Genomic DNA, 22,276 nt, shown 5'->3' on the forward strand with positions numbered 1-22,276 from the left:
GGCGTCCATGTTTTCCTCCGAACGTTTAAAGGGCATTGATGTATTTGTCTGCGTCGCCGACGCCGGGAGCTTCAAAGGTGCTGCCGAGCGGATGAGTCTGACGGCTTCGGCAATCAGTAAAGGGATAGCTCGATTGGAGAGCAGGCTTGGGACTCGGTTGTTCCACCGAACAACTCGAAGCTTGTCACTGACGGATGCGGGGATTGCGTTCTATCGCACATGTACAGGCGTGCTGGCTGAGCTCGAAGAGGCTGAGCTGTCCCTACTTGCCGAAAATACTGAGCCTCGTGGCAGGATTCGCATTGACCTTCCAGGTGCATTCGGCCGCCTGCAGGCACTTCCGGTCATTCTGCGATTTGCCCAGGAACATGCGCAGCTGCTGCCGCACATTTCGTTTTCCGACCGTTTCATCGACCCTATCGAGGAAGGTGTCGATATCGTCGTACGCATCGGTGGTTCGGACGTTTGGCCCGCCACATTGGAGCACCGCTACCTGGGCAGTGAGTGGCATATCTTCTGTGCGTCTCCCGCATATTTGAGTAAGCACGGCACGCCCGTGACCGATCGCGATCTGGAACATCATCAGTGCATCGCTTACGGCTGGGCGGATGGAACGGTTAGCCCTTGGAGTTTTTCAGGAAAGCATCCGGGCGAAATTGAACGCAGGGCTATAGGCGCAAAGTTCGTTGTGGGAGATGGCGAAGGTCTGGTAATCGCGGTATCGGCGGGATGCGGGATCGCGCAGTTACCGTCATGGTTGATCAAACGTCAGCTTGAAGAGGGGACATTGGTTGAAGTGCTTCCCCAGTTGGCAACCGATGGCCAGGCGATCAATCTGATTTGGCTAAAGAGCCGTCAGGCGCTTCCCAAGGTCAGTGCATTATTAGAGGCACTTGCCGCTGGTTTGGTGCCGTCTGCTAGCAAAACCCAATGACCGTATATGGACTCCTCCTCATTGCAAGCCCCCTCGCTTTGGCACCCGTGCCGACTGCACACGTATATTCGGCCTCTGGATACAGCATCGTTTCGATGCAGGGCCATGATGGGCTATTCGCGCGCCAGCTCCCAATCGCTTCTACGTGCTTTGCGCACCTGGACATTTGAGGGTTTTGCCGACGCCGGTTCGACCGGTTTGCCATCGTTAGGGTTGCTTCGCAATCGTGGTTAAGAGTTGTTTCTCTCGTAGAGCACGTCGGGTAAATAAATCAGGCCGCTGCCTGATCCGGTTGGTAATCAGTGCCGTAACGCAGCATCGCCCAAGCCATGCGTGCAGTTTTGTTGGCCAGCGCAATAGCGGCCACATTGGGATGCGATCGCTCGGCTAAACGAACGGCCCACTGGCTGAGTCGATCCTCTTTGGATTTGGCTGTGCGTAGCGCCGAGCGTGCACCATGCACCATCAATGTTCGCAGATACGCATCACCGCGCTTGCTGATACCGAGCAGTCGATCCTTACCACCAGAACTGTGTTGCCTCGGTGTCAGTCCCAGCGAGGCGGCAAACTGTCGGCCATTGGCAAACTGACGGGCATCACCGAGAGCGACGATGAGCGCTGTGGCGATCATGGGGCCAACACCGCGTAATTGCTGCAAGCGGACGGCAGGTGGCGCGCTTGCCGCGATTGCGGATAGCTCGTTATTGAGTTCACCCACGCGCTTATCCAGTGTGCAAAGGTCGCCCCACAAACCATCCAGCAGACAACGAAAGCGAGCCGTCAAACCGTTATCCGCATCTTCCAGCCAGCACGGTATCGCCCGACGCAGCATCAGTAATTCCTTCGGTGCAACGAGGCCGTACTCGGCGACCAGCCCACGGATCTGATTGGCTTTGGCCGTGCGCTGTTCGATTAAGCCGGCCCGGATGCGATGCGTTGCCTGGATATCCTGTTGTTCGATCGTCTTGATGGCGACGAAGCGCATGCTGGGACGGCTCATCGCTTCACAGATCGCCTCGGCATCGTTCGCGTCGTTCTTGTTGCTTTTGACATAAGGTTTAACGAACTGGGGAGCGACTAGCTTGACTCGGAATCCGCGAGCTTCGAGTTGCCGCGCCCAATAATGGGCCCCACCGCAACTCTCCATTCCGATCTCACAACCAGGTTCGACTTTTTCCAGCACCGTTTGCAGCCAACGATCACGTGGTAGCCGCTGCCGCCAGACCGGCTTCTCATGGCAATCCACACCGTGGATCTGAAACACGTTCTTGGCCAGGTCGACCCCAATTCGCATAAGCTTCATGTGTGGACTCCTTCTCGCTGTTGACTGTGGTTCGCACCTTCAGTCTGGCACTCAAGATGCCGAGGTGAGGAGGAGTCCATCCCATTGCTTCTGGCCGATTGGAGCCTGTCGCGAAATGCTGCAATCGGCCGATTCTGTTGAAAAAGTCGGATTTTCAGATTACCTGAACTCAGGCACGGACTACCATTGGAGAACCTACTCACCACATTGAGTGGTTTCTCGGCCCTTCGTTGACCTTTGCTGCGTTGTTATTGGGTTAGTTTGAGGTTTTTGGCTTAGTGCAGGCGCACCTATCCCGGGACCGGTGGCCCTTGAGAGGTAAATTTGGCCAGCCGTCGCAGGTTCTGCACCGCAGCGGCCAGCGTGAACTCATCGGTCGCACCACTTATGCCACGTAGCCGCAGGCGATCCAGTTTCAGGATTCGCTTGAGGTGGGCAAACAACATTTCGACCTTTTTACGTTCGTGGCGAGAGCGCTGATACGCCGGCGTTGCTGCAATGCGCCGCGCCACATCACGAGCGGCTTCATGGACGCTGCGAGCGATCTTGCGGAACGTTGTGTTCGGGCAGCACTGGGCTTTCATCGGACACGTTACGCAATCGGTCTGCCTGGATCGGAAGATGATGGTGCTGGCTTTGGTAACGTGCGAACGCTCATTCTTGAAGGCTCGCCATTCACTGCGCAATGCCTTGCCGGCCGGGCAGCAGTATTCTTCAGCCTCTTCATTCCAGTGGAAATCGTTGCTCGAAAAACTGTCGTTCTTGCGCTCGGTTTTGTCCCACACCGGCACGTGCGGTTCGATGTCTTTTTCCTCCACCATCCAGGCTAGCATCGGGGCGGTGCCGTAAGCGGTATCGCCGATGAGGCGATCCGGCTTGATGTCGAATTGCGCTTCAACGCGATCGATCATCGTCTTGGTGCTCTCGACCTCGGCCGTGCGATGAGCCGGTGTGGGTTCCACATCCATGATGATGCCGTGCTCGGTATCGATCAGATAATTTGTGGAGTAAGCGTAGAACGCTGGGCCGCCTGGAGCAGCAGTCCAGCGAGCCTGAGGATCAGTCAGTGATAAACGCTTCGGCAGCGTTTCGACCAAAGCCTCTTCATCAAGTGCCTCAAGGTACTCGCGCACGGCGCGCGTGCTCAGGGACGGATCGCTCCAGTTGACCTGTTCATCCCCCGGTACGCCGCGCTGCCGGCTCGCATCCGCTTTAATGATGCTGGCGTCCACAGCAAATCCTTCGCCTTTGACCAGGCCGGCGTCCATGCAACGACGCAGCACCTCGTTGAACAACCAGCGAAACAAATCGCTTTCCCGAAAACGGCCGTGTCGATTTTTGGAAAAGGTCGAGTGGTTGGGGATTTCATCTTCAAGGCTCAACCGGCAGAACCAGCGATACGCAAGGTTCAAATGGGCTTCTTCGCACAACCGCCGCTCTGAGCGAATGCCGTAGCAATAGCCCACGATCAGCATGCGAATCATCAGTTCTGGATCAATCGACGGACGCCCAATCGGGCTATAAAAATCGGCAAGGTAGTGGCGCAGGTCACTCAGATCGAGACATTGATCAATGCTGCGCAGAAGGTGATTGGCTGGGATGTGATCTTCAAGGTTGAACGAGTAAAACAGTCGCTCCTGCCCACTCGATAACTGTCCCATCATGCTGCGTACTCTCTCGCTGGCCGATAGACTGATTTTGCCGTAGACGACACAGGAGCGCCATTCTTAGCAAAGTCGACCCAAAGCAGACCATGGCTAGTGGTTATCAGATTGAGAGGGTTCCGCAGTTTTATCCGACTCTTGACTGGTCATTTCCAGCCCAGTTTTCTGTAGGAAGTCTTGTCTTGTTCAGGAAAGTCCGTCAGGTACTCACCCCACTGCATGTGCGAATAATATTTAGTCATCGCTTCGAAATGACTTTCAGCCTCGACCTCCCAAACAAGCTTCGCTTCCGAATGCATAAGCGCACGCGCACCATCACCTTGAGCACCGGCTAGACAAAAGGTCTGACAGCCATCAGGTTCCAGCCAAAGTTCATGATTCATATTCGAGGTTCTGTTTTTTAAGGTCGTTATGGTGCCCGAAACTCTGATGGAACGGCCGTTATGGATCGGCTCTGTAGAAGAGACTGAATCCGAACGCCGACTTTTTCAACAGAATCGGCCAATAGCTGCCTGTTGGAATCGGCTGAAATCGCCCCAAAGCGGTCATCTCCGCGTTTCAGTATTATTATGCCGATCTTCGGACTGTTTATAGGTAGGTTGATCCATGGCCAGAAGCGTTAGGCTTCAAAAAAAACTGCATACACGGCATCTGATGGAGACAGCTGAAGAGGTGGTACTTGATGATAGCCTTGTTGGAAAGCTATGGGCGCTCAATCAAGGTGACAGATTTGAGTTGAATTCAGCTTCTCTCAGTTCTGCAGCTGTTCAAAAGTACCGCTTGGAATACGTGATAACGAGAGGCCCTGTTCCTGGGCACTGGCTGTACACAAAATTTGACCCAGAGGAACTTGTATTATTTTTTACGGCAAAAGACTTTGACGGCATTTGCCATGGCTGGACTCTGTTTGACAAGTGACAACCTCAGTTTTAGCTCTCTGAGAGGCAGCTCTGGGTCGTTTTCTGCCCATCGCGACAGGCCGCAAACGACCCAGGCTGTGTGAAAACACACTTGATACGTTCAACGCTGAGATTTTCTTGGATTGCCTGCGAAGTCGGTAGTAGGAAGTAAAGATTGGTCCGTGCGACCAACATCGGCGCTCATATGGCTGTTGGGGCCGCGTCAGCGGTCCCAACAGCCACTTACCGACGATCCAGCGGGATGATCACGCCCTGATCGCTTCAAGCAATCCCAAGATGCCGAAGATGCTCATCATTCGTTTGAGGTTGTAGGCGAGCACATGAAGGCTCATCTCAGTGCTCACCCTCGGCAGGGTTTTGGTCAGGAAGTGGGTACTTCCCATCCAGTACTTGAGCGTTCCAAAAGGATGTTCAACGGTCTGTCGACGAACCCTCATCATCGCTGGATCATGTTCTAGCCGAACCTGCATCGCATCGACTACAGCCTCATGTTCCCAGCGCTTCACCCGACGCTCCTTACCCGTCGTACATTGCTTTTGCATTGCGCAGGACTGGCAGCCTGAGAAGTAATAACAATGCAATAACATGCCGTCTTCCGTCGACGAATGTCTCCTGGTTAGTAACTGCCCCGCAGGGCATCGATACTCGTCCGACGCCGCAAGATAGATGAAATCCTGCTTGCCGAATCTGCCTTCCGCTTTGCTGCCAGATGTGAGGGGTTTCGGTACGAAGGTAGTGATGCCGGCTTGCTCGCAAGCAAGGATTTCCAGACCTTTGTAATAGCCTCGATCAGCCACCACCGTTAGCGATTCAGCTCCAATTTCTTCACGCGCCTGGCTCGCCATATTGCTCAGTTGCCCACGATCATTACCAACGTTGGTCACCTCATGGGCAACGATCAGATGGTGTTTGTCGTCGACCGCTGTTTGTACGTTGTAGCCGACCGTTCCGGTGCCTCGGCCGCTCGTGGCCATTGAACGTGCATCAGGATCTGTGAGGGAAATCTGCTGGTCTGGACTTTCGTGGAGCTGCGCCTCGATTTCCTTGAGTTTCTGCATCTGCTTTTTCAGTGTTTCTATCTTTTCTTTCAACCGCTCTGCTTTGGCCTCGGCCACTTCGGGCGTTGCCCGATCCGCCGAATCCATCGCCGCCAGATAGCGATCAATGCTCTGTTCAATCTGCTGCATGCGTGCCTTCACCTTGCCCTGAGTGAAGTTGCGGTCGCGATTATTGACGGCTTTGAACTTGCTGCCGTCGATGGCGATGATCGATTGAGAGAAGAGATTGAGGTTACGGCAAAGCACTACGAACTGGCGGCATACGCTGCGAATGGCTTTACCGTTGTCTTTGCGAAAGTCGGCAATGGTTTTGAAGTCCGGAGCCAAACGCCCCGTTAGCCACATCAACTCGACGTTGCGCTCGGCCTCACGCTCAAGCCGGCGGCTGGACTGAATCCGATTGAGGTAGCCGTAGATATAGATCTTCAGCAACACCGCTGGGTGGTAGGCCGGACGACCCGTTGCAGCAGGATCAACACCTTCAAACCCAAGTGCCCCCAAGTCGAGTTCATCGACGAAAACGTCGACCACGCGCACTGGATTTTCTTCGGCTACGTAATCGTCCAGACACTCCGGCAGCAAGGTGACTTGCGTCCGAGCCTCACCTTCAATGAATCGCTTCATGATCGTCCCCGCCACGATCTAAACGATCAGAAGATTAGACAATCGCAGGCGTTTTCACACAGCCTGGACCCAAAACGGACGGTGGCGACAGGCGGCAATTGGCAGATTTCAGTCAGCCCTATCAGCTTGCTCAAGCTCTTGCACCAGTGTCGTAAAAATGTTGGCCGCAATATGCTCGCCCTTTGAGTGCGTGTAGCTTGCAGTTCTTAGCTAGACAAAAAGACGCATCTAATCCGCCGTGATTCTCAACCATACGCTCTATTATCAAGGATTTTATATCGACCGACTCCCAGCCCTTTGGCGAACTCAACTTCAACGCATACAGGGTTTGGTGTTTATCCCATTCATCCGTTCGCCAAAACTGACCACAATCAAGGCACTGCAATAGTTTGATCCATTGGCCTATCTCAAGGCAGCGTAAACCAGCGACAAACTCCGAATAGTGATGACCAATCTCTACGAGGTCGCCCCGACTGCCACAACTACATTGCATTGCTTCACTCCTAATACTGAGCTTTTCACCAGACTCGATCGTCCGTTCCTGGCCGGATTCAACCTGACGACGAAACAGATTTGCTAAATCGTTCAGCGGCGCATTTTCAAGCATTCAAAATGATGCAAAAAAGCAGCTTGATATCGGTGGTCTCGTTCTGGAGTTCGTATTCCTTTTGCGACAGTCTCATGGAGACTTTGGCCCAGCTATACGCCTCTGATGAAGAAAGCGCTGAAGTGTTAGTGGTGCCTTGGTGCATGTCGGAATGTCCCAACCTGCCGTCTGGGTAGCGTAAACACCCCTCCCATCCCATCAGGATAGCGCCGGTTGCCTCCAGGAGTTGCAAAGCTGTAATCGCGAGGGGATAGGGAAGAACCAGTTCGCTTTGAGATACGGATAGCCGTTGCAAGTCAGCGAGTGTCATAGGGATATCCTTGTGTCATGCGTTCGGTGTTGCGAGTGGAGCCTGAGTAGTTTATGAGGAAAAGGCCTACTCGACTGAGCGCGTATACAGACTATCAATGCATCACAGTATCGTCAGCTTTTGGTCGTTCCTTCACCTTTCCAAGCGAATGCTTTTGGGTCGATTGATGCCGGTGATGACAGGCAGAGAGTGGCCGATTCTGTTGAAAAAGTCGGATTTTCAGCTCGCCTGAACTCAGGCACGACCACCACCGGAGAACCTACTCACCACATTCAGTGGTTTCTCGGCCCTTCGTTGACCTTTGCTGCTCTGTTATTGGGTTAATTTGAGGTTTTTTGCTTCGTGCAGGCGCACCTATCCCGTAGAAGGTGGCCCTTGAGATGCAAGTTTGGCCAGACGTCGCAGGTTCTGTACCGCGGCCGCCAGCGTGAACTCATCGGACGCGCCACTCATGCCACGTAGTCGCAAGCGATCCAGTTTCAGGATGCGCTTGAGGTGGGCAAACAACATTTCAACCTTCTTACGTTCGTGGCGAGAGCGCACATACTCCGGCGTCGCCGCGATGCGTCGAGCCACATCGCGAGCGGCTTCATGGACGCTGCGAGCGATCTTGCGGAACGCAGTGTTCGGGCAGCACTTGGCTTTCATCGGACACGTAGCGCAGTCGGCCTGTCGGGATCGGAAGATGATGGTGTTGGCTTTGGTGACGTGTGAACGCTCATTCTTGAAGGCTCGCCATTCGCTGCGCAATGGGTTGCCGGCCGGGCAGCGGTATTCCTCAGCCTCTTCATTCCAGTGGAAATCGTTACTCGAAAAGCTGTCGTTCTTGCGCTCGGTTTTGTCCCACACCGGCACATGCGGCTCGATGTCTTTTTCCTCCACCATCCAGGCCAGCATCGGAGCTGTACCGTAAGCGGTGTCGCCGATGAGGCGCTCTGGCTTGATGTCGAACTGCGCTTCGACCCGATCGATCATCGTCTTGGTGCTCTCGACTTCTGCGGTTCGATGAGCCGGTGTGGGTTCCACATCCATGATCACGCCGTGCTCGGTATCGATCAGATAATTCGTGGAGTAAGCGTAGAAAGCTGGGCCGCCTGAAGCAGCGGTCCAGCGGGCCTGAGGATCCGTCAGCGACAGGCGCTTCGGTAGCGTTTCGGCCAGAGCCTCTTCATCGAGTGCCTCAAGATACTCACGCACGGCGCGGGTGCTCAGGGATGGATCGCTCCAGTTGACCGGTTCATCTCCCGGTACGCCGCGCTGCCGACTCGCATCCGCTTTGATGATGCTGGCGTCCACGGCAAAGCCTTCGCCCTTGACCAGACCGGCGTCCATGCAGCGACGCAGGACTTCATTGAACAACCAGCGAAACAGATCACTGTCCCGAAAACGGCCGTGTCGATTTTTGGAAAAGGTCGAGTGGTTGGGGATTTCGTCTTCAAGGCTCAACCGGCAGAACCAGCGATACGCCAGGTTCAAATGGGCCTCTTCGCACAACCGCCGCTCTGAGCGAATGCCGTAGCAATAGCCGACGATCAGCATGCGAATCATCAGTTCGGGATCAATCGACGGACGCCCAATCGGGCTATAGAAATCGGCGAGGTAATGGCGCAGGTCGCTCAGATCAAGACACTGATCAATGCTGCGCAGAAGGTGATTGGCTGGGATGTGATCTTCAAGGTTGAACGAGTAAAACAGTCGCTCCTGCCCACTCGATAACTGTCCCATCATGCTGTGTGATCCCCCTCCGGCCAATGCGGAGATTTTGCCGGAGGCCAGCCAGGGGAGCTACTTTTTCAACAGAATCGGCCGTTCTCTACCTATCATGGTTGGAAAGCGTGTTGGTCAAATCCGATGCAATCGATGGCCCGAACGAATGCAAATGACTGGTCAGGTCGAATGCAAACGGGTGCTCAAGTGGAGTGCAATTTCGCATACAATGGAACGTCGAAGCGTTGATGACACTACACGGGGTACGCAGGTTGTACTCGGAACACGCAGCTGTGCTTTCGTATGAAATGTTATCGAAGCACTCGTTCCCATTCACGAGTTGCTAATTTGTGACACGCTGAAGGTGATCCGCCGAAGCATCGTTTCGATACAGTCGCCATTTCGGCCTCTGTCGTGTAACGGATACAGACTCCGTTTTCGTCCAGCAACACCCCTCCTGCACCTCTCAATAGCGCATGCCCAGCTACGACGTCATGAGCTGAGACAGGATAGAGCGAGACGCCACATACAGCATCGCCGACGGCGACTCTTGCTAGTCTGTATGCAATTGACGGCATTGCATGAAAACACGCCGGTGCGCACAGCTCACGATTGAGCTCCGGTTTATTCACCGCCGCGGCGCTGACCATTACTGTGCTGCCTTTCGAGAGCTTTTTATCAGCAAGACGTACGCTTACTGGTTTGCCGTTGCGAATCAAGTGTGGAACACCTTCTGCCCAACCGATGCAATCAGGAAGCCCCTCAGGAGTGACAGGGGCATACACAACCCCGAGCACTGGGATAGTCTCATGCAGCAGACCCACCGACAGAGCAGACCCCTTTAGCCCCTTCAAGAAATCACTTGTGCCGTCGTTTGGGTCTACAACCCAACACCAGGCATGCCCCGCGAGCAAGTGCCCCGTCTCTTCACCCCAAAAATCGCACCCAAGTAGGTTGAGAAGTTCAGGCCTCAAAATATCTTCGATTTCTACGTCAACTAAGGCCTTGTCGCCCTGGCCGCGGGGTCCATCCGCACGATTCCACTCCTTCGAGAGCAAAACGCCTGTGAGTTCAACGATCTGGGTGACTTGAGCGAGGAGATTTGAAAGATTTTGACTGGCCATAACGCTCCAAAAAAATGACGGCCGCCAGTGAATTCCTCAAACGCAGCCGAAACATTATAGGTCGTGGGCAGACGGCTTCATCCATGAAACATCCTACAAAACAGTTAGTTGCATACCATTTGACCAGGCATTTGCATTCGATCTGACCAATTGCATTCGATCTGACCAGTGCATTGGACATCACCGGTCGGAGGGCTTTTGACGCTTCCACTACCAGCCCCACCTCCCGCCTGGCGAAAGGCTTAGCGCTTGCGGCTTTTGACCTTGCGCATAGACTCACCCTTGAGCTGAAGAACATGAGATTTGTGCACGATTCGGTCAAGGATAGCGTCTGCAATCGTTGGGTCAGAGAACAGGTCGTACCATTTCTCCTTTGGATATTGGCTGGTGATTAGCAACGAGCCATTTTGAGCCTGTTGATCAATAACATCTAGGAGAAATGGACCAAGCTGTGCATCGATGCCTCCAATACCAAGATCATCAATGATCAGTAGCTCGGCTCGGATCAATTGACGACGCAGTTTCGGGAGCGTGTGGTCCGCCCAAGATAGGGATATTTCTTCGAATAATTTTATGGCGGTGCGATAGACCACAGTTTTGCCAAATCGACAGGCCTGATTTCCAAAGGCACAAGCCAACCAGGTTTTTCCGGTACCGGTTGCACCGGTGATGATTAAGTTTTGTCGACGTCGCAGCCATTCGCATTCACCCAGAGCAATGACTTCATTGCGATCAAGCCCCCGACTGGCTTTGAATTCAATATTTTCAAGGGTTGCTTCCGACTCGCGCAGCTTGGCTGCTCTTAGCAAGCGCTCAATCTTTCTAGTCTCGCGTTCGGATGTCTCTGCCTCCATCATCAGACCCAATCGTGTATCGAAGGGCTGTTTGAGCAGGGATGGCTCCTCCAGTTGGCGCTCGTAAGCCATTGCCATTCCCGACAAACCAAGGCTCAGCAACCCCTGAGAAGTGTTCATTGATTGTTTCATACCTGTTCATCTCCTTGCGTGGCGTAATATTGGGCGCCGCGAATGTTTGAGTGCTCGATGAGTGGTGTTGAAACTCTGAACGAAGGGCGCAGATCAGACTCGTTACGTAAAATTGATCGCAGGCGTTCCGAGCTCAGGATGTTCAACGAATTGGCGTAAGCGCAAGCCGACTCCAACCGAGAAGACAAAATTTTTCCTTTACGTACGTCGCGCTTAAGTGCAGCCACAGCCCGGAGCCCAGTGGCGAAGTCCCTACGATCCTCGAGATTTTTTTTGACGTAATATAAAGTTTCGGGACCGACACTCTCTGCCCATACCAATAACATTTCAGGTTGGGAATCCTGAAAGTACCCATGGTTGGGAGATAAATGCTCTCTTAATGTGCTGAACCCTCTACTGTGACCTACACGATGAGTACTGATGATTTGCCGTTGAAAGCAGACTTCAAGCCACTCATCGCTTACGCGCAGGTCTACAATCTGATTTGCGAACTGATAAGGGACCGAATAATTATGCTCATTGAACTCAACGTGGTAATCCTTGCCCACGCGGACGTGGTAAACCCATTGACTGTAGTTGTAGCTTTTCTCAGGTAGTGGTTGCAAAGCTGGCAAGTCAATCTCAAGGAAACGCGTCATCCGGCTTTTTGGATAAGTTCGAGTAATCCTATCGTTCAAAACACCGATCCAGTGAAATATTTGCTCATTGAGTTCTTCTAGTGAGAAAAATGTACGTGTGCGAAGCCTCGCAAGCACGAATCTTTGAACAATTTGAACGCCTATCTCACCCAATGATTTATCCTTAGGTCTTCGAGGCCTAGCTGGCGTAACGGCTACGCCGTAGTGCTCTGAAAGTTCGGAGTACGCACGATTCAATATAATTTGGTCACGTGTCGTCTTAAGTACTGCTGCCTTCAAATTATCGGGAACAACAAATTTGGGTGTACCTTCAAAGAACTCGAAAGCTCGCACATGACAACGAAGCCAATCCGAAGTCGTCTGACTTGAAACGGCTGTAGCGAATGTGTACCCCGAAGCTCCCAATGTAGCTACGAAAATTTGAGCATTGCTGACAAGTCCTGTTACTGGGTCTGTTACAGGCATCGTTCGCCCGCAAAAGTCGACGAACATCTTGTCGCCTGGTAAGTGTATCTGTCTCATGCTGATCTTTTGGGTGTTTAGCCAAGCCTTATAGAGACGCGTAAATTGAGCATAAGAAACTCCCAGAGGCTCATTTTCCCGATACTCTTGCCATAACAATTCCAGAGTCATATCAGATAATTGAAGCTGTTCGTGGATATGTAGCCACTGTGGACAAACTTTTCTATTAACTGATTCTTTTGCGTCGCTGTATAGCCGAGCAGTGAGCATTTTGTTGTCGAGAATCTTGAGACTCTCCCAGGTTTCGCCACTTTGGTTTAATTGATCTCGAAGTGAACGAACCGTATTGTGAGATACCTGCGCTAATCGGCCAATGGCTCGGTTAGAAAGCGATAGATCACACAAAAGGCGCAATACCTCGCGCTGCTTCTCTACTGGTAGTTTCATCGTTGCTCCCCCGCGACAGGCGTGTGAACGCCTCACAAATCGCGCCGTGTGAAATTTACAGATGAACGGGGTTTGGCCGGCTTGACGCCGAACGCAAGGGAACACAGAATGGCGATGTCTTGGCGTCGAAACCTGACATAACCAAAAAAAGCCTGGGGCGCCAACCCCGGGCTTTTTTGTGCTCCAGAACCACCGTATTAGGGTTCAGTCAGCTCTCATATCATTCCCTCTTTTTCCTGTAGCAGATCATATCGATCACGTCATTGAGCCTCTTCTTGCATACCGTCTGGCAGCTTCGCAAGCGACAAACGCTGCTTGGCAATCCATGTAGCCACCTCTTTCGATAACGCAAAGGAACCGCGTCGGTTTGGCACATCAAATAATGGCACCTCGATTCGCCCTCGCTGTTTGGCTTTGCGAAATGCCTCATGCGATGCGTAGCCCAACTCCCGCGACAGCGCATTGCTTCCGAGCATAAGCCCGTAACGGTCCACAAGGTCGTCCTCCAATTCGGAGGCGAGAGCCTCTATTTCAATGTCTTCTCGCATGACGCAATTGTCCCGTGTAGTCACGCATAATTTTAATAAACCAAGCTCTTGCCTTCCAGCCGTAAGACTTCTACATTTTTTACGGTATGGACTTTCGAGAGACCGGTGTAAATGACTGATTTTAAACGGATAGCTGAAATCTATGCAGCGTTTCCAGATGAGATGCGGAATTTTTCAAGTGAAGAAAAATCGCCGCTACGAAGTCCGATTGATACGATGCGAACTCGCTACTGGTACGAAGGGCTCAAGCAACGCACTCACTTGTCGACCGCATATGCACTGGAGAAATACTTCGAAAAGGAGTCGTTCCAACGAAACAGTGATGGGACCATTCGACATTATCGAAGTAAGTGGGAAGGTTACGACAACGACCTCAACACCCCGAAATCGAAAACGCTTAAACGCGTTGAGCTGCTTGCGCCTGGTTCAACTCGAGAAGTGGAACACCCTCTTTGGGAAATAATGCGGCATGTAGCCAAGAAAGATATCGAATTAGACACGCACATGAGAGAACTTAGTGTCGATGTGCAAGAGGCGATCTATTCGTCAGGCTTTTCAGGTTTGTGTGCGTATTCGAAACGCGAACCTGTCACACAGCGGCTGTTAGATAAGCTTGAAAAACGTGCCAGTCTCGACAGTATGGCTTGCCTCATTTGCTTGATTCTTGAAGCAATTCAGCAAAATCGCGATTCCACGGCTGTAAAAACGGCAAATACTTTGCATAATGTACTTTTAATGATTGGAATTGAACTGCAGTCTCGTCATATAGCACTTCCATTCTTAGATTGGGTTATTAGGCATATATTGCCCCTAGGAGTGCTGCCTCACTTGAAAGTTTCGATGGTGAGCAGTGACTACGTGCAAGCTTCAGCTTATTTGAACGCAATGGTTTATCAAAATAAAAGCCGCAGAGGGAAAAGCCTGGAATGGCCTCAGCGCGTCAAAGTTATGCATCGGTTAATTCACGGTAAAATGGGGATGGACGTTGAGTTTGCCATGAGACCAAGATTTGAGCTTAGGTCTGACATTAAGGATATTTCACCAGAGGATATCAAAGACTTTGAGAGCGCCTCTAAATTTCGGAGCTGGGGTTGGAAATGTATTCTTGAAGGACGTTCAGAACCCTTCCCGCCGGCTGAGCTCTTCCTCTGACAGCACGCGTGCACGAAGCAAGATGACAGTGGTGGCAACCTCAGGCCTTCTTGAGAGCAGCTCCTGACTAGATGCAGATCTACAGCTCTGACATCTGAGGTAATAGGCAGGATGGATCACAAGCGAGCTCGCTTGCGATGCGATACAGCTTCTCAACCGTGATGTTTACTTCACCACGCTCAATCCGCCCCATATAGCTACGGTCGATGTTGCAGGCTAGAGCTAATGCATCTTGAGAAACCCTGCGGGCCTTTCTCTGTGCCCGAATGAGTTCCCCTAACGCTTTCGCCAACGTATCCATGCCCGCCTCAATTTCACATGAGGCGGCACTATCGTGTGTTTGCGGACGCAGGAGCCACGGATTATAATCCGTATTTCTTTTGCGTTAACTCTTCTGGTGCCTCAATGAAATCTGCCTCGTATATCTTCGATAAGCGTCTGTATGGGCTGCTTCACGAGGAAGGGCATTCAACGTTTACGACTCGGGAACTTCGTGATGCGTATGCCAAACGCCTGGATGGCATGACTTTTCGTATCGGTGATGTGCGCCGCTATGTGTATGAGCAGATCCGCCGAATGTTACGCATTGGCTGGCTTGCACACGATGAAGAGCGTCTTGCGCGGGGACAGGTCTACCACCTACAACCCATTCCGGCCCACTTGCAGTTGGAGCTTATCGATAACGGCTTTGAGAGCAGCCTTAAAACTGCGCCGGAACCACACCAGGAACCTTTAGTGCTCGATGATGCGGCCGCACCTCTAGCCCCTCCGACAGGTTCAGATCAACGTTTAAAATCGCTCCATAAAGAAATCCGTTTGGACTTCCTGTCTTCGATGGGCGAGGCGGAGCGGTACAAGCTGCTTCTGGATGAGATGCCGTATCTGCGTGACAAGGTCGAGAGCGAGTATCTAGAAGCGAGAGACCGCAGTTCGCGTTTGCTGGGCCATCTCCGCGCGATCGAGAAAACACTCAAGACGCTAGCCGCCACACAATGATCAGATCGCTCCGAGACTGGCAACACAGATGTATCAACACGGCGTTGGCCCACTTTACTGTCATGCCACATTTTTTCTGCCAGGCAACGCCTGGCGCCGGCAAAACGCGTATGGCGGCAGAGTTGGCTAGCCGATTGCTCGAGCAAGATAGAATCGAGCTAGTTTTGTGCTTCGCGCCGTCCTGCCAGGTTGTGGAGGGTTTTCGCTCAACCTTTGCTGCCGTACTTGGCAGGCGCCTTGACGGTCGGATCGGTGCCGCGGGTGCGGCATTCACCTACCAAGCCATGGAACATCGAGATGAAGCTTTCTGGCAGCTTCTTGATGACTATCGTGTGCTCGTGGTCTTCGATGAGATCCACCACTGTGCTGGCCATGATCCGCTGCTCTGCAACGCTTGGGGACAGCAGATCCTACACCGAATACAGGATCGCGCTGCCTTTACGTTGGCCCTCTCCGGAACCCCATGGCGCTCTGATGATCGAGCCATTGCATTGGCAAGATACTCCACACCCGAAGGGCACTTGATCTGCGACTACCGCTATGGCCTAAAAGAAGCAATTGCAGACGGTGTTTGTCGCTCTCCTCGAATTACCCTACTCGACAACAAGAAAGTCAAACTCACTGAGGAAATAGGTGCTGATAGCTCCGTAAGGGTGTTTCCCAGCATTGCCAATCTCTTGGGAGAATCTCCAATCACCTACGAAGAACTGCTTCGGCATAATGAGGTGATCGCTCAACTGCTCGATCTTGGCTGCAGCAAGCTGAGAGAGGTTCGCGAGACTAAGCCGGATGCCGCGGGGTTGGTAGTAGCCACCGACATTGAGCACGCTCAAGAAATTGCTCAGGCCCTGAATGCCAGAGGGGAAGCTTGCCGCATCGTTACCAACAAAACTCCTGATGCTCAGCAAGTGATCAATGCATTCAGACAAAGTTCTTGTCGTTGGATTGTCGCCGTTGGGATGATCAGTGAAGGCACCGACGTACCACGCCTGCAAGTGTGCTGCTATCTCAGCCGCATCCGCACTGAATTGCATTATCGGCAAGTGTTAGGACGAGTGCTTCGACGTACAGGTGAATCGGATAATCAGGCTTGGCTATTCATGCTAGCGGAGCCGACGCTACAAGGCTTTGCCGAGCGAATTGCAGAAGACTTGCCGGATGATCTGGCGGTGCTAAATGAGGTGCAGGTGCCAGCTTTCAGCTTCAGCTCAGAACTAGGAATGAGTGACCCGGTTGGCAATGACAATGGCCTGGGTAAAAACATTGAAAGCGAAGATCAGCAATTCATCGGTGCCGCCCCTACAAACATCGTCTCACTAGGCGTGGGCGCAACTGGACCTAGCTACCAGGTGAGTTTTTCCCAGCATTTCAGGCAGCAATTGCTAGCCTATTTGTAGGGAGAGGCTCAAGAGCTCAACGAAAAAGGGGTCATCGTTTACAGATAGATCCCAACCGCTTGAGCAGATCGTACGCATGAAAAAGCTGCCACATTCGAAATACAGTTTTTATGGCAATTCTATCAACAGAGCCAGTGGAACGGTCTTGAGTGCGTCCTCATGTCCATAGGTTAGGACCTGGCGTTGCACACCGGCATAGGCAAATCCTTCATCGGGTATCGTAACTCTGAGTCGTCGTGTAAAAACAGCGGGACATTCCCTTGCCCAAAAATCCTGAGCGACCAGAGAGGCAATACCAGTGTCATTTGCAAGCTGCTCAACTTGGCCTGCAATCTCGCCCTCAGGCGCGATAAGCAACTTTGATACAGATCTAAAAACCGCTCGGAAATTGGCTAAATCTACAGATGTCCGCATTCGATAGATTTCGTGCGGTACCTCTGCCAGGGAGAAGAGCAACTGGTCGGTCAAATTTGTAAACGGCAGCCAGTATGCAGATGTAGGTTGAGCTTGCGTTGCGGCATGCAACTGCCGCCAGAAAATCGGAAGGTCCGTAAATATTGCGGCGCCGGTCACTTGCGCCAGGAACATCGAAAGTTCAAGCGGTGCACAGCGAAACGCCATGAGCTGGCTATGATCCTTTCCTGGCTGAGTCGGCTGTAGCAGCGCCAATGGGTCATCATCCCCAAGCTTCTTGAACTTTCGCGCCATTTCATCGACAGCGGCATTATTAAGATGAGGCGACGATTGGCGGATGATACTGCTGATAGAGCCAAGTGGTAGCCGTGAGAACAGTCGCTCAGTGTCGTCCTCGGCAAGCCGCTTAAACATACCGGTGTCATCGTGAATGTCCCCTGCATCACTGACGCGAGCTTGCGCCATGTCCCGTATCGCTTTACCAAAAGCGAATTCCACCTCCCCTGGGTCAGGAACAAAATGAACTATACCTGCCCGAATGAAGGGCTCAAGCTCCAGTAGGAGCATTACATTTTTCAGGGTCTGCACCCGGTGTTGAGACGGGTTTTCGACAGGGCTGAACTCGGGGCGTACACACGCCGGATTGATAAACGGGTTGAGTAAAACTACCTCGTCGAAGTAGCTGGACCAACTCAGCACACTGGTAACCACAGTGCGAGGGTCGATACACCCCATGTAAACCGCCCGGAAAATCCGAGGATCCGGCCGCCGCCAAAGCTCCCTGAAGTTTGTATCAGTTGGCCACAGTGCTTGAAGGCACCGATAAATTTGCGTTACGTGCTCGTCGTTGAGTTCTGCGCGCACGTCGTTCCAGCTTTTGCCGCTGTCCAGTCCAAGGATGTTTTTCACCTTGCCGACGAACATTAGGTTCCGCTCTCGAATGCTTGCAACAGACCAGGTAGGCCTATGCGCTTCAGGAATATCCTTGCAACACGCTGTAAACGAATACCCGCTACCGCAACCGCATTCGGCTTCATCATCGATGAGTTCTGAGGGAGGCGATTTCTTCAGGTACTCATGGCTGCCTGACGTACGCCCGTAAGGGTCCTGATAGTGGGTAGAGCCATCTTCGTACCCAACGTACATTTCCCCGCCGAAATGCCAAAGCTCGTCAGCTGGTGGGCGAAGCACTTCCGCGATCTTGCCCCAATCGCCGGCGTATTCCTGTTCCGGATAGAGCCAATCTTCCACAGGCGCTGCCACATGTTTGCAGGCGCGAGATTTTAGAAGGTAGTTGATTGCCAGCACTTGCTCTCTGGACAGCGACCTGGATCGGATCCATGCATCCGTTCGAACCAGGCTTTCTCCAAAGTTGCGGGCATTCTGTCTCTCGGCTAACAGGTCGACACCGTCTGCCTGCTTCGCGTAGTCGAGGTGGCTAAGGATTAGGCAATGCTCGGCATCTAGAGGGAAAATCGTCTGTGTACCGTTCCATTGCACGGACGGCTCATTTGGGTAGTGACATGTCGGTGCATCTGGAGGGCAGGCAGCGTTGTAAAGGGTGACAGGATTGTCGGAAATGATGAATTTAACGTCCGACTTTTCTGCGGAGACGATCTCTCGAACCCCTTCACTCCAGATGGTCAAGTTCAGTGTCAACAGTTGCTGCATTTCTCTCATTAGCCCGAACTGATCAAGCTGCGAGTAGTGCGCATTGATCCAATCTAGACCTTTCGGTGTACGTAACTTCTGTGCACCCAAGTACTCGAAAAAAGGCTTAAACGCATCATGAACTTCTTCTGGCTTACCACCAGTCAGTTGACGAATCGCAACGGCTCCAGAGTTGTCGATCTCTCCAAAAAGCAAACGTTCGATTTCATCATTGGGCTGTCCACCAGGCCAGGTAGTGTAGAGATCAGTTTTTTTGAAGCTGCTCTTCGGGACGCGTTTGGAGACCGATTTTCCTGGGCCATTCCGATAGATGGTGGGTGACAGATCAAGATAGAAAAACTGCGCTCCAGGCGCGGGAAGGAAACGCTTCTGGTACCAGATTGGTACGTAGTGGTTTTCGTGGGTGTGTTGGTCCATTTGATAGAGGTTTCCAGAGGCTTGGGTTGATACATAGCCGGCTTCACATCGTCAGGTGGGCGCTAAAGATCACGGAGCCTAACGGGCGGCCTCCTTTAAAATGAATGATGACTATCGACGATAGCTAGCCCCCGTACTCCCGTCCACGGTTGAACAGAGTCAAAAGCATATTTTTGCGCGATAACGCCAGCACGCTGGAGAAACTACTCGAAGCCAACCAGTCAGGACTGGCTGATTGCCTGGAGTGGCAAATCTCGAGCGGGTATACCGAATCGTGTAAACCCGTTTTTTACACTGCTAGGGGAAATGCGGCTGATGACCATTCCTGGTCGATTACGGTTAGAAGCTCAACTGGTCAAGTCCCATGCAAACAGCTGGTCAGGTCCTATGCAAACGAGTGGTCAAGTCAGTGCAATTACCCAACGTGAAATCACTACGTGTTTAGTGTCACCTGAACCGTGCGCGCCGGGATTACGGCGGCAGCGCAGGCGAACGCAGGCTTCGCTGGTTGTTACGGGATTTGGTGTTGTTTAAGCGCTTTGTAGGGAGTGGGGCGGGGTCTTCGGGTGATGGGGGTTAGGTCCTTCGGTGTAGAGGGTTGTTTCCTACGCGAAATTCGGACGTCAAGGTCAAGAGATCGCAGCCTCGTTTCACTCGACAGCTCCTACAGTGGGCTTGTGGTGGGGGGACAACAAAGCTCAGGTTGTCTGGGCTTTGTTGTTTGGAATCACGCAGTTTCCAGATCTTTAGCGCAAACGCTCCGATGTCATTGCCCAGCCTGCGGCGCATGCGGGTTGTGTTCGGTGTGTTTCGGTCCCGCGACTGCCCACGCGATCACCCCAATCAGTGGCACAAACACGATCACCACGATCCATAACAGTTTGTTGCTCGATTTGCCCTGGGCTTTGCGCACCCGGTTGATCGCCCACAACTCGATCAGCAACAGAACGGCTGTCAGTACGATCCAGATTGTTTCGATTTGCATGGGTCACCCTCCAGATAGTCTTTCGTTAGGCGGGTGGTGGTCGGCAGGGTTCATTAAATTTCGGGAGACGAGACGTTGCTCGCGGTGGCTGGCTGTCAGGCAAATGGATATTGGCTGTCAGTGCGTCATCGCGAGCAGGCTCGCTCCCACAGGTTTACCGGCTAGCGCTAGCCGTCAGTGAGAGAACAACTGCCGGTCTCGTTCTTTTTGTGAACCCTCGACGTAGTCATCCTCAAACCAGGCGGGCTGGCCGGTGATGGCGGTGGGTTTGCGCAGCGTCATGGGCGGCGGGTGTCCGGCAACGCCTCCAGCGGCCGGTTCGAAGGCTTTTTTCATGTCGGTGCGAAAGTGCAGGTGATCGAACACCAGCAGCGCTTCAATGGCGTAGGCCAGCGCAATTCGGCCATCCTCGATCAGGATCAGGTGGTCGCCGTTGTGTTCTTCGCCGGCAACGGAGAGGTTCGAGGAGCCGGTGAAGACTTTGGCGCTGGGCAGGTTGAAGTCGGTGACCACGAATTTGTTGTGCACGGAAACGCCGCTGCCGCCTGCCCATTCGCTGCGGAAGGGTTCCGGTGCGTTCTTGGCCAGGTATGCGAAATCGACTTCAGCCGAGGTGCCATCGGGCTTGGTCACGTTCATGCCCGAGGGTTTGTCGCTGACGCCATAGCTGAATATCGGCCGTTTATAGAGGCGGGTGATCGAATCGAATGTGGGCCCCGAAACGATTTGGTTGAGGAAGGCGATGTTGAACAGCACCGAACTGGTGGCTTGGTCGATTGCGCCTCCTAACGGACCAAGTGAGAGGTTTGCGCTTTCGTGGGGTGAGAAGCAGAAGTGCAGGCGCGGGCCTTGGGTTTCGATGACGTGCCATTTCTTGGCCAGATCGCTGGCGGCGAAGTGGTCCGGGTCTGCGAAAGAGGCGTCGAAGACTTGTCCGAATAGCGCGGCCACCGCCGGTTCCGAGAACAGCAGCGCATTGTTGTTTTGCACGTAGCAGCCGCGAAAGCTGAAGTTGGTGGAGCCGCACAGGACTTTGTAAGGCACGCCATTGCGCCGGGCGATGAGCACTTTATGGTGTTGCAGCCCTTTGAAATGAGTGCGGTGGACGTTGGCCGCGCCAGCGGAGGTGGCCAGGCGGAGGGCGGCTCTTGTCTCGCAGCTGGTAGGTGCGTGGTGATCGCCAGCGTCGTCGATGATGATTCGCAGACGACTGCCGAGTTTCTCGAATGAACCGACAATGTCGGGCTCGTTGAGGTCATAGGCGAACACATCGAGCGTGGTGGTCTTGTCCTCAAGGACTTCGTTGAGCAAGCCGAAGATCATCTCGACGGCTTCAAAACCCAGCCACTCATAGATTGCCGGGTCGGTCTTCTTGTGGTCGAGACTGTCTTCGGTCTTCGATGGAATCAGGCTCCTTCCGTAGTCATTGACGTTCATGCCTTTGGGCACTCGATCAACAAACGCCTGGGAAGAGGTGAAGCCACGGGTAAAGCCGATATCGACGATGCCTTCGTAGCTGATGGGGTCCAGATCAATCGCCAGTTCAATGGACGTGCCGGCAACCAGTTGGCCGTCTGCGGGCATGTGCATCAGGGTGCCCCGGTAGACGAACGTCCCGTGTCCGGTTTCGTGGGGGAAGTGAATCCAGCGAAATTTCTGGAACGGTGCGGTGAGCGACGAAAACTTGCGCGCGCCGCTGACGGCTTCTGCGGTGGGTTTGTCGTACTCGAAGGCGATGCGATTGGGCAGGGGGGTGAAGTCCGCGGCGCCGGGGAATTTGCACTCAATGGCAAACCCGACGAAGGTTGCGGCGGGGGCTTCGACATCGAAGCCGATCAGGCAGGTGCGCTCGCCGCGCCAAAGTTTCATGGTGAATCCGTCGGTCGTCCTTGCGATGAAATCAGTCATGGTA

20 protein-coding genes are annotated in these 22,276 nt (G+C 53.1%); 5 read left to right on the forward strand and 15 right to left on the reverse strand.

Annotated elements, in window-relative coordinates:
* Positions 1-7: 7 nt before the first annotated feature.
* Positions 8-934, forward strand: coding sequence for a LysR family transcriptional regulator (locus BLQ41_RS17990; RefSeq protein WP_090182923.1), 927 nt, complete (start codon positions 8-10; stop codon positions 932-934).
* Positions 935-1,205: 271 nt separating this feature from the next.
* On the opposite strand, the gene BLQ41_RS17995 is transcribed toward BLQ41_RS17990, so the two are convergent.
* The 3 genes from BLQ41_RS17995 to BLQ41_RS18005 form a co-directional block, all read right to left on the reverse strand.
* Complete coding sequence (locus BLQ41_RS17995; protein WP_090182924.1) at positions 1,206-2,237, reverse strand: IS110 family RNA-guided transposase; 1,032 nt, start codon at positions 2,235-2,237, stop codon at positions 1,206-1,208.
* 290 nt (positions 2,238-2,527) lie between these two features.
* Positions 2,528-3,901, reverse strand: coding sequence for a transposase (locus BLQ41_RS18000; RefSeq protein ID WP_090182926.1), 1,374 nt, complete (start codon positions 3,899-3,901; stop codon positions 2,528-2,530).
* A 146-nt stretch (positions 3,902-4,047) separates the two neighbouring features.
* On the reverse strand, positions 4,048-4,284 hold the full coding sequence (locus BLQ41_RS18005; protein WP_090182928.1) for a hypothetical protein: 237 nt from the start codon (positions 4,282-4,284) through the stop codon (positions 4,048-4,050).
* A gap of 223 nt (positions 4,285-4,507) precedes the next feature.
* Between BLQ41_RS18005 and BLQ41_RS18010 the strand changes: the two genes are divergently transcribed.
* Entirely contained in the window at positions 4,508-4,819 is a 312-nt protein-coding gene (locus tag BLQ41_RS18010) for a hypothetical protein (protein WP_090182930.1), read from the forward strand.
* 247 nt (positions 4,820-5,066) lie between these two features.
* On the opposite strand, the gene BLQ41_RS18015 is transcribed toward BLQ41_RS18010, so the two are convergent.
* From BLQ41_RS18015 to BLQ41_RS18045, 8 genes are all read right to left on the reverse strand, one after another.
* Positions 5,067-6,503, reverse strand: a complete 1,437-nt coding sequence (locus tag BLQ41_RS18015; protein ID WP_090182532.1) for an IS1182 family transposase — start codon at positions 6,501-6,503, stop codon at positions 5,067-5,069.
* A 130-nt stretch (positions 6,504-6,633) separates the two neighbouring features.
* Positions 6,634-7,110, reverse strand: coding sequence for a metal-binding protein (locus BLQ41_RS30530; protein WP_157695028.1), 477 nt, complete (start codon positions 7,108-7,110; stop codon positions 6,634-6,636).
* The gene (locus BLQ41_RS18020; RefSeq protein ID WP_090182931.1) at positions 7,103-7,420 is read right to left on the reverse strand and encodes a hypothetical protein; all 318 of its coding nucleotides are present in this window, start codon (positions 7,418-7,420) and stop codon (positions 7,103-7,105) included. The genes BLQ41_RS30530 and BLQ41_RS18020 overlap by 8 nt, the downstream gene beginning before the upstream one ends.
* 354 nt (positions 7,421-7,774) lie before the next feature.
* Positions 7,775-9,148, reverse strand: a complete 1,374-nt coding sequence (locus BLQ41_RS18025) for a transposase (RefSeq protein WP_090180061.1) — start codon at positions 9,146-9,148, stop codon at positions 7,775-7,777.
* 290 nt (positions 9,149-9,438) lie between these two features.
* Entirely contained in the window at positions 9,439-10,251 is an 813-nt protein-coding gene (locus BLQ41_RS18030; protein ID WP_090182933.1) for an inositol monophosphatase family protein, read from the reverse strand.
* 242 nt (positions 10,252-10,493) lie between these two features.
* Positions 10,494-11,237, reverse strand: a complete 744-nt coding sequence (gene istB / locus BLQ41_RS18035) for an IS21-like element helper ATPase IstB (RefSeq protein WP_090182935.1) — start codon at positions 11,235-11,237, stop codon at positions 10,494-10,496.
* Positions 11,234-12,784 carry an IS21 family transposase gene (gene istA / locus BLQ41_RS18040; protein WP_090182936.1) on the reverse strand — a complete coding sequence of 517 codons (1,551 nt, stop codon included), beginning with the start codon at positions 12,782-12,784 and terminating at the stop codon, positions 11,234-11,236. The genes istB and istA overlap by 4 nt, the downstream gene beginning before the upstream one ends.
* A gap of 260 nt (positions 12,785-13,044) precedes the next feature.
* Positions 13,045-13,332: a hypothetical protein gene (locus tag BLQ41_RS18045; RefSeq protein ID WP_090182938.1), complete on the reverse strand. Its 288-nt coding sequence runs from the start codon at positions 13,330-13,332 to the stop codon at positions 13,045-13,047.
* 111 nt (positions 13,333-13,443) lie between these two features.
* Between BLQ41_RS18045 and BLQ41_RS18050 the strand changes: the two genes are divergently transcribed.
* Positions 13,444-14,484 (forward strand): hypothetical protein, encoded by a 1,041-nt coding sequence (locus BLQ41_RS18050; RefSeq protein WP_090182940.1) that lies wholly within the window; start codon positions 13,444-13,446, stop codon positions 14,482-14,484.
* Between the two features lie 79 nt (positions 14,485-14,563).
* On the opposite strand, the gene BLQ41_RS18055 is transcribed toward BLQ41_RS18050, so the two are convergent.
* Positions 14,564-14,785: a helix-turn-helix domain-containing protein gene (locus BLQ41_RS18055; protein ID WP_090182941.1), complete on the reverse strand. Its 222-nt coding sequence runs from the start codon at positions 14,783-14,785 to the stop codon at positions 14,564-14,566.
* A 104-nt stretch (positions 14,786-14,889) separates the two neighbouring features.
* On the opposite strand from BLQ41_RS18055, the gene BLQ41_RS18060 reads away from it, so the two are divergent.
* Both BLQ41_RS18060 and BLQ41_RS18065 read left to right on the forward strand, forming a co-directional pair.
* The gene (locus tag BLQ41_RS18060) at positions 14,890-15,480 is read left to right on the forward strand and encodes a hypothetical protein (protein ID WP_090182943.1); all 591 of its coding nucleotides are present in this window, start codon (positions 14,890-14,892) and stop codon (positions 15,478-15,480) included.
* Positions 15,477-16,877, forward strand: a complete 1,401-nt coding sequence (locus BLQ41_RS18065; protein WP_090182945.1) for a DEAD/DEAH box helicase — start codon at positions 15,477-15,479, stop codon at positions 16,875-16,877. The genes BLQ41_RS18060 and BLQ41_RS18065 overlap by 4 nt, the downstream gene beginning before the upstream one ends.
* A gap of 108 nt (positions 16,878-16,985) precedes the next feature.
* On the opposite strand, the gene BLQ41_RS18070 is transcribed toward BLQ41_RS18065, so the two are convergent.
* The 3 genes from BLQ41_RS18070 to BLQ41_RS18080 form a co-directional block, all read right to left on the reverse strand.
* Positions 16,986-19,379, reverse strand: coding sequence for a DUF4238 domain-containing protein (locus BLQ41_RS18070; protein ID WP_090182947.1), 2,394 nt, complete (start codon positions 19,377-19,379; stop codon positions 16,986-16,988).
* A gap of 766 nt (positions 19,380-20,145) precedes the next feature.
* On the reverse strand, positions 20,146-20,364 hold the full coding sequence (locus tag BLQ41_RS18075) for a PLD nuclease N-terminal domain-containing protein (protein ID WP_090182949.1): 219 nt from the start codon (positions 20,362-20,364) through the stop codon (positions 20,146-20,148).
* A gap of 174 nt (positions 20,365-20,538) precedes the next feature.
* Complete coding sequence (locus BLQ41_RS18080) at positions 20,539-22,233, reverse strand: phospholipase D-like domain-containing protein (protein ID WP_197678892.1); 1,695 nt, start codon at positions 22,231-22,233, stop codon at positions 20,539-20,541.
* Positions 22,234-22,276 lie beyond the last annotated feature (43 nt).

The organism is Pseudomonas arsenicoxydans, assembly GCF_900103875.1.
GTDB lineage: Bacteria > Pseudomonadota > Gammaproteobacteria > Pseudomonadales > Pseudomonadaceae > Aquipseudomonas > Aquipseudomonas arsenicoxydans.

Coding starts and splice junctions, on each gene's coding strand:
- BLQ41_RS18055 (WP_090182941.1), bottom strand. CDS start 14,785: ATGGATACGTTGGCGAAAGCGTTAGGGGAACTCATTCGGGCACAGAGA.
- BLQ41_RS18015 (WP_090182532.1), bottom strand. CDS start 6,503: ATGAAGCGATTCATTGAAGGTGAGGCTCGGACGCAAGTCACCTTGCTG.
- BLQ41_RS17990 (WP_090182923.1), top strand. CDS start 8: ATGTTTTCCTCCGAACGTTTAAAGGGCATTGATGTATTTGTCTGCGTC.
- BLQ41_RS18030 (WP_090182933.1), bottom strand. CDS start 10,251: ATGGCCAGTCAAAATCTTTCAAATCTCCTCGCTCAAGTCACCCAGATC.
- BLQ41_RS18065 (WP_090182945.1), top strand. CDS start 15,477: ATGATCAGATCGCTCCGAGACTGGCAACACAGATGTATCAACACGGCG.
- BLQ41_RS18000 (WP_090182926.1), bottom strand. CDS start 3,901: ATGATGGGACAGTTATCGAGTGGGCAGGAGCGACTGTTTTACTCGTTC.
- BLQ41_RS18070 (WP_090182947.1), bottom strand. CDS start 19,379: ATGGACCAACACACCCACGAAAACCACTACGTACCAATCTGGTACCAG.
- BLQ41_RS30530 (WP_157695028.1), bottom strand. CDS start 7,110: ATGCTTGAAAATGCGCCGCTGAACGATTTAGCAAATCTGTTTCGTCGT.
- BLQ41_RS18060 (WP_090182943.1), top strand. CDS start 14,890: ATGAAATCTGCCTCGTATATCTTCGATAAGCGTCTGTATGGGCTGCTT.
- istA (WP_090182936.1), bottom strand. CDS start 12,784: ATGAAACTACCAGTAGAGAAGCAGCGCGAGGTATTGCGCCTTTTGTGT.
- BLQ41_RS18080 (WP_197678892.1), bottom strand. CDS start 22,233: ATGAAACTTTGGCGCGGCGAGCGCACCTGCCTGATCGGCTTCGATGTC.
- BLQ41_RS18075 (WP_090182949.1), bottom strand. CDS start 20,364: ATGCAAATCGAAACAATCTGGATCGTACTGACAGCCGTTCTGTTGCTG.
- BLQ41_RS18020 (WP_090182931.1), bottom strand. CDS start 7,420: ATGACACTCGCTGACTTGCAACGGCTATCCGTATCTCAAAGCGAACTG.
- istB (WP_090182935.1), bottom strand. CDS start 11,237: ATGAAACAATCAATGAACACTTCTCAGGGGTTGCTGAGCCTTGGTTTG.
- BLQ41_RS18025 (WP_090180061.1), bottom strand. CDS start 9,148: ATGATGGGACAGTTATCGAGTGGGCAGGAGCGACTGTTTTACTCGTTC.
- BLQ41_RS18005 (WP_090182928.1), bottom strand. CDS start 4,284: ATGAATCATGAACTTTGGCTGGAACCTGATGGCTGTCAGACCTTTTGT.
- BLQ41_RS18010 (WP_090182930.1), top strand. CDS start 4,508: ATGGCCAGAAGCGTTAGGCTTCAAAAAAAACTGCATACACGGCATCTG.
- BLQ41_RS17995 (WP_090182924.1), bottom strand. CDS start 2,237: ATGAAGCTTATGCGAATTGGGGTCGACCTGGCCAAGAACGTGTTTCAG.
- BLQ41_RS18050 (WP_090182940.1), top strand. CDS start 13,444: ATGACTGATTTTAAACGGATAGCTGAAATCTATGCAGCGTTTCCAGAT.
- BLQ41_RS18045 (WP_090182938.1), bottom strand. CDS start 13,332: ATGCGAGAAGACATTGAAATAGAGGCTCTCGCCTCCGAATTGGAGGAC.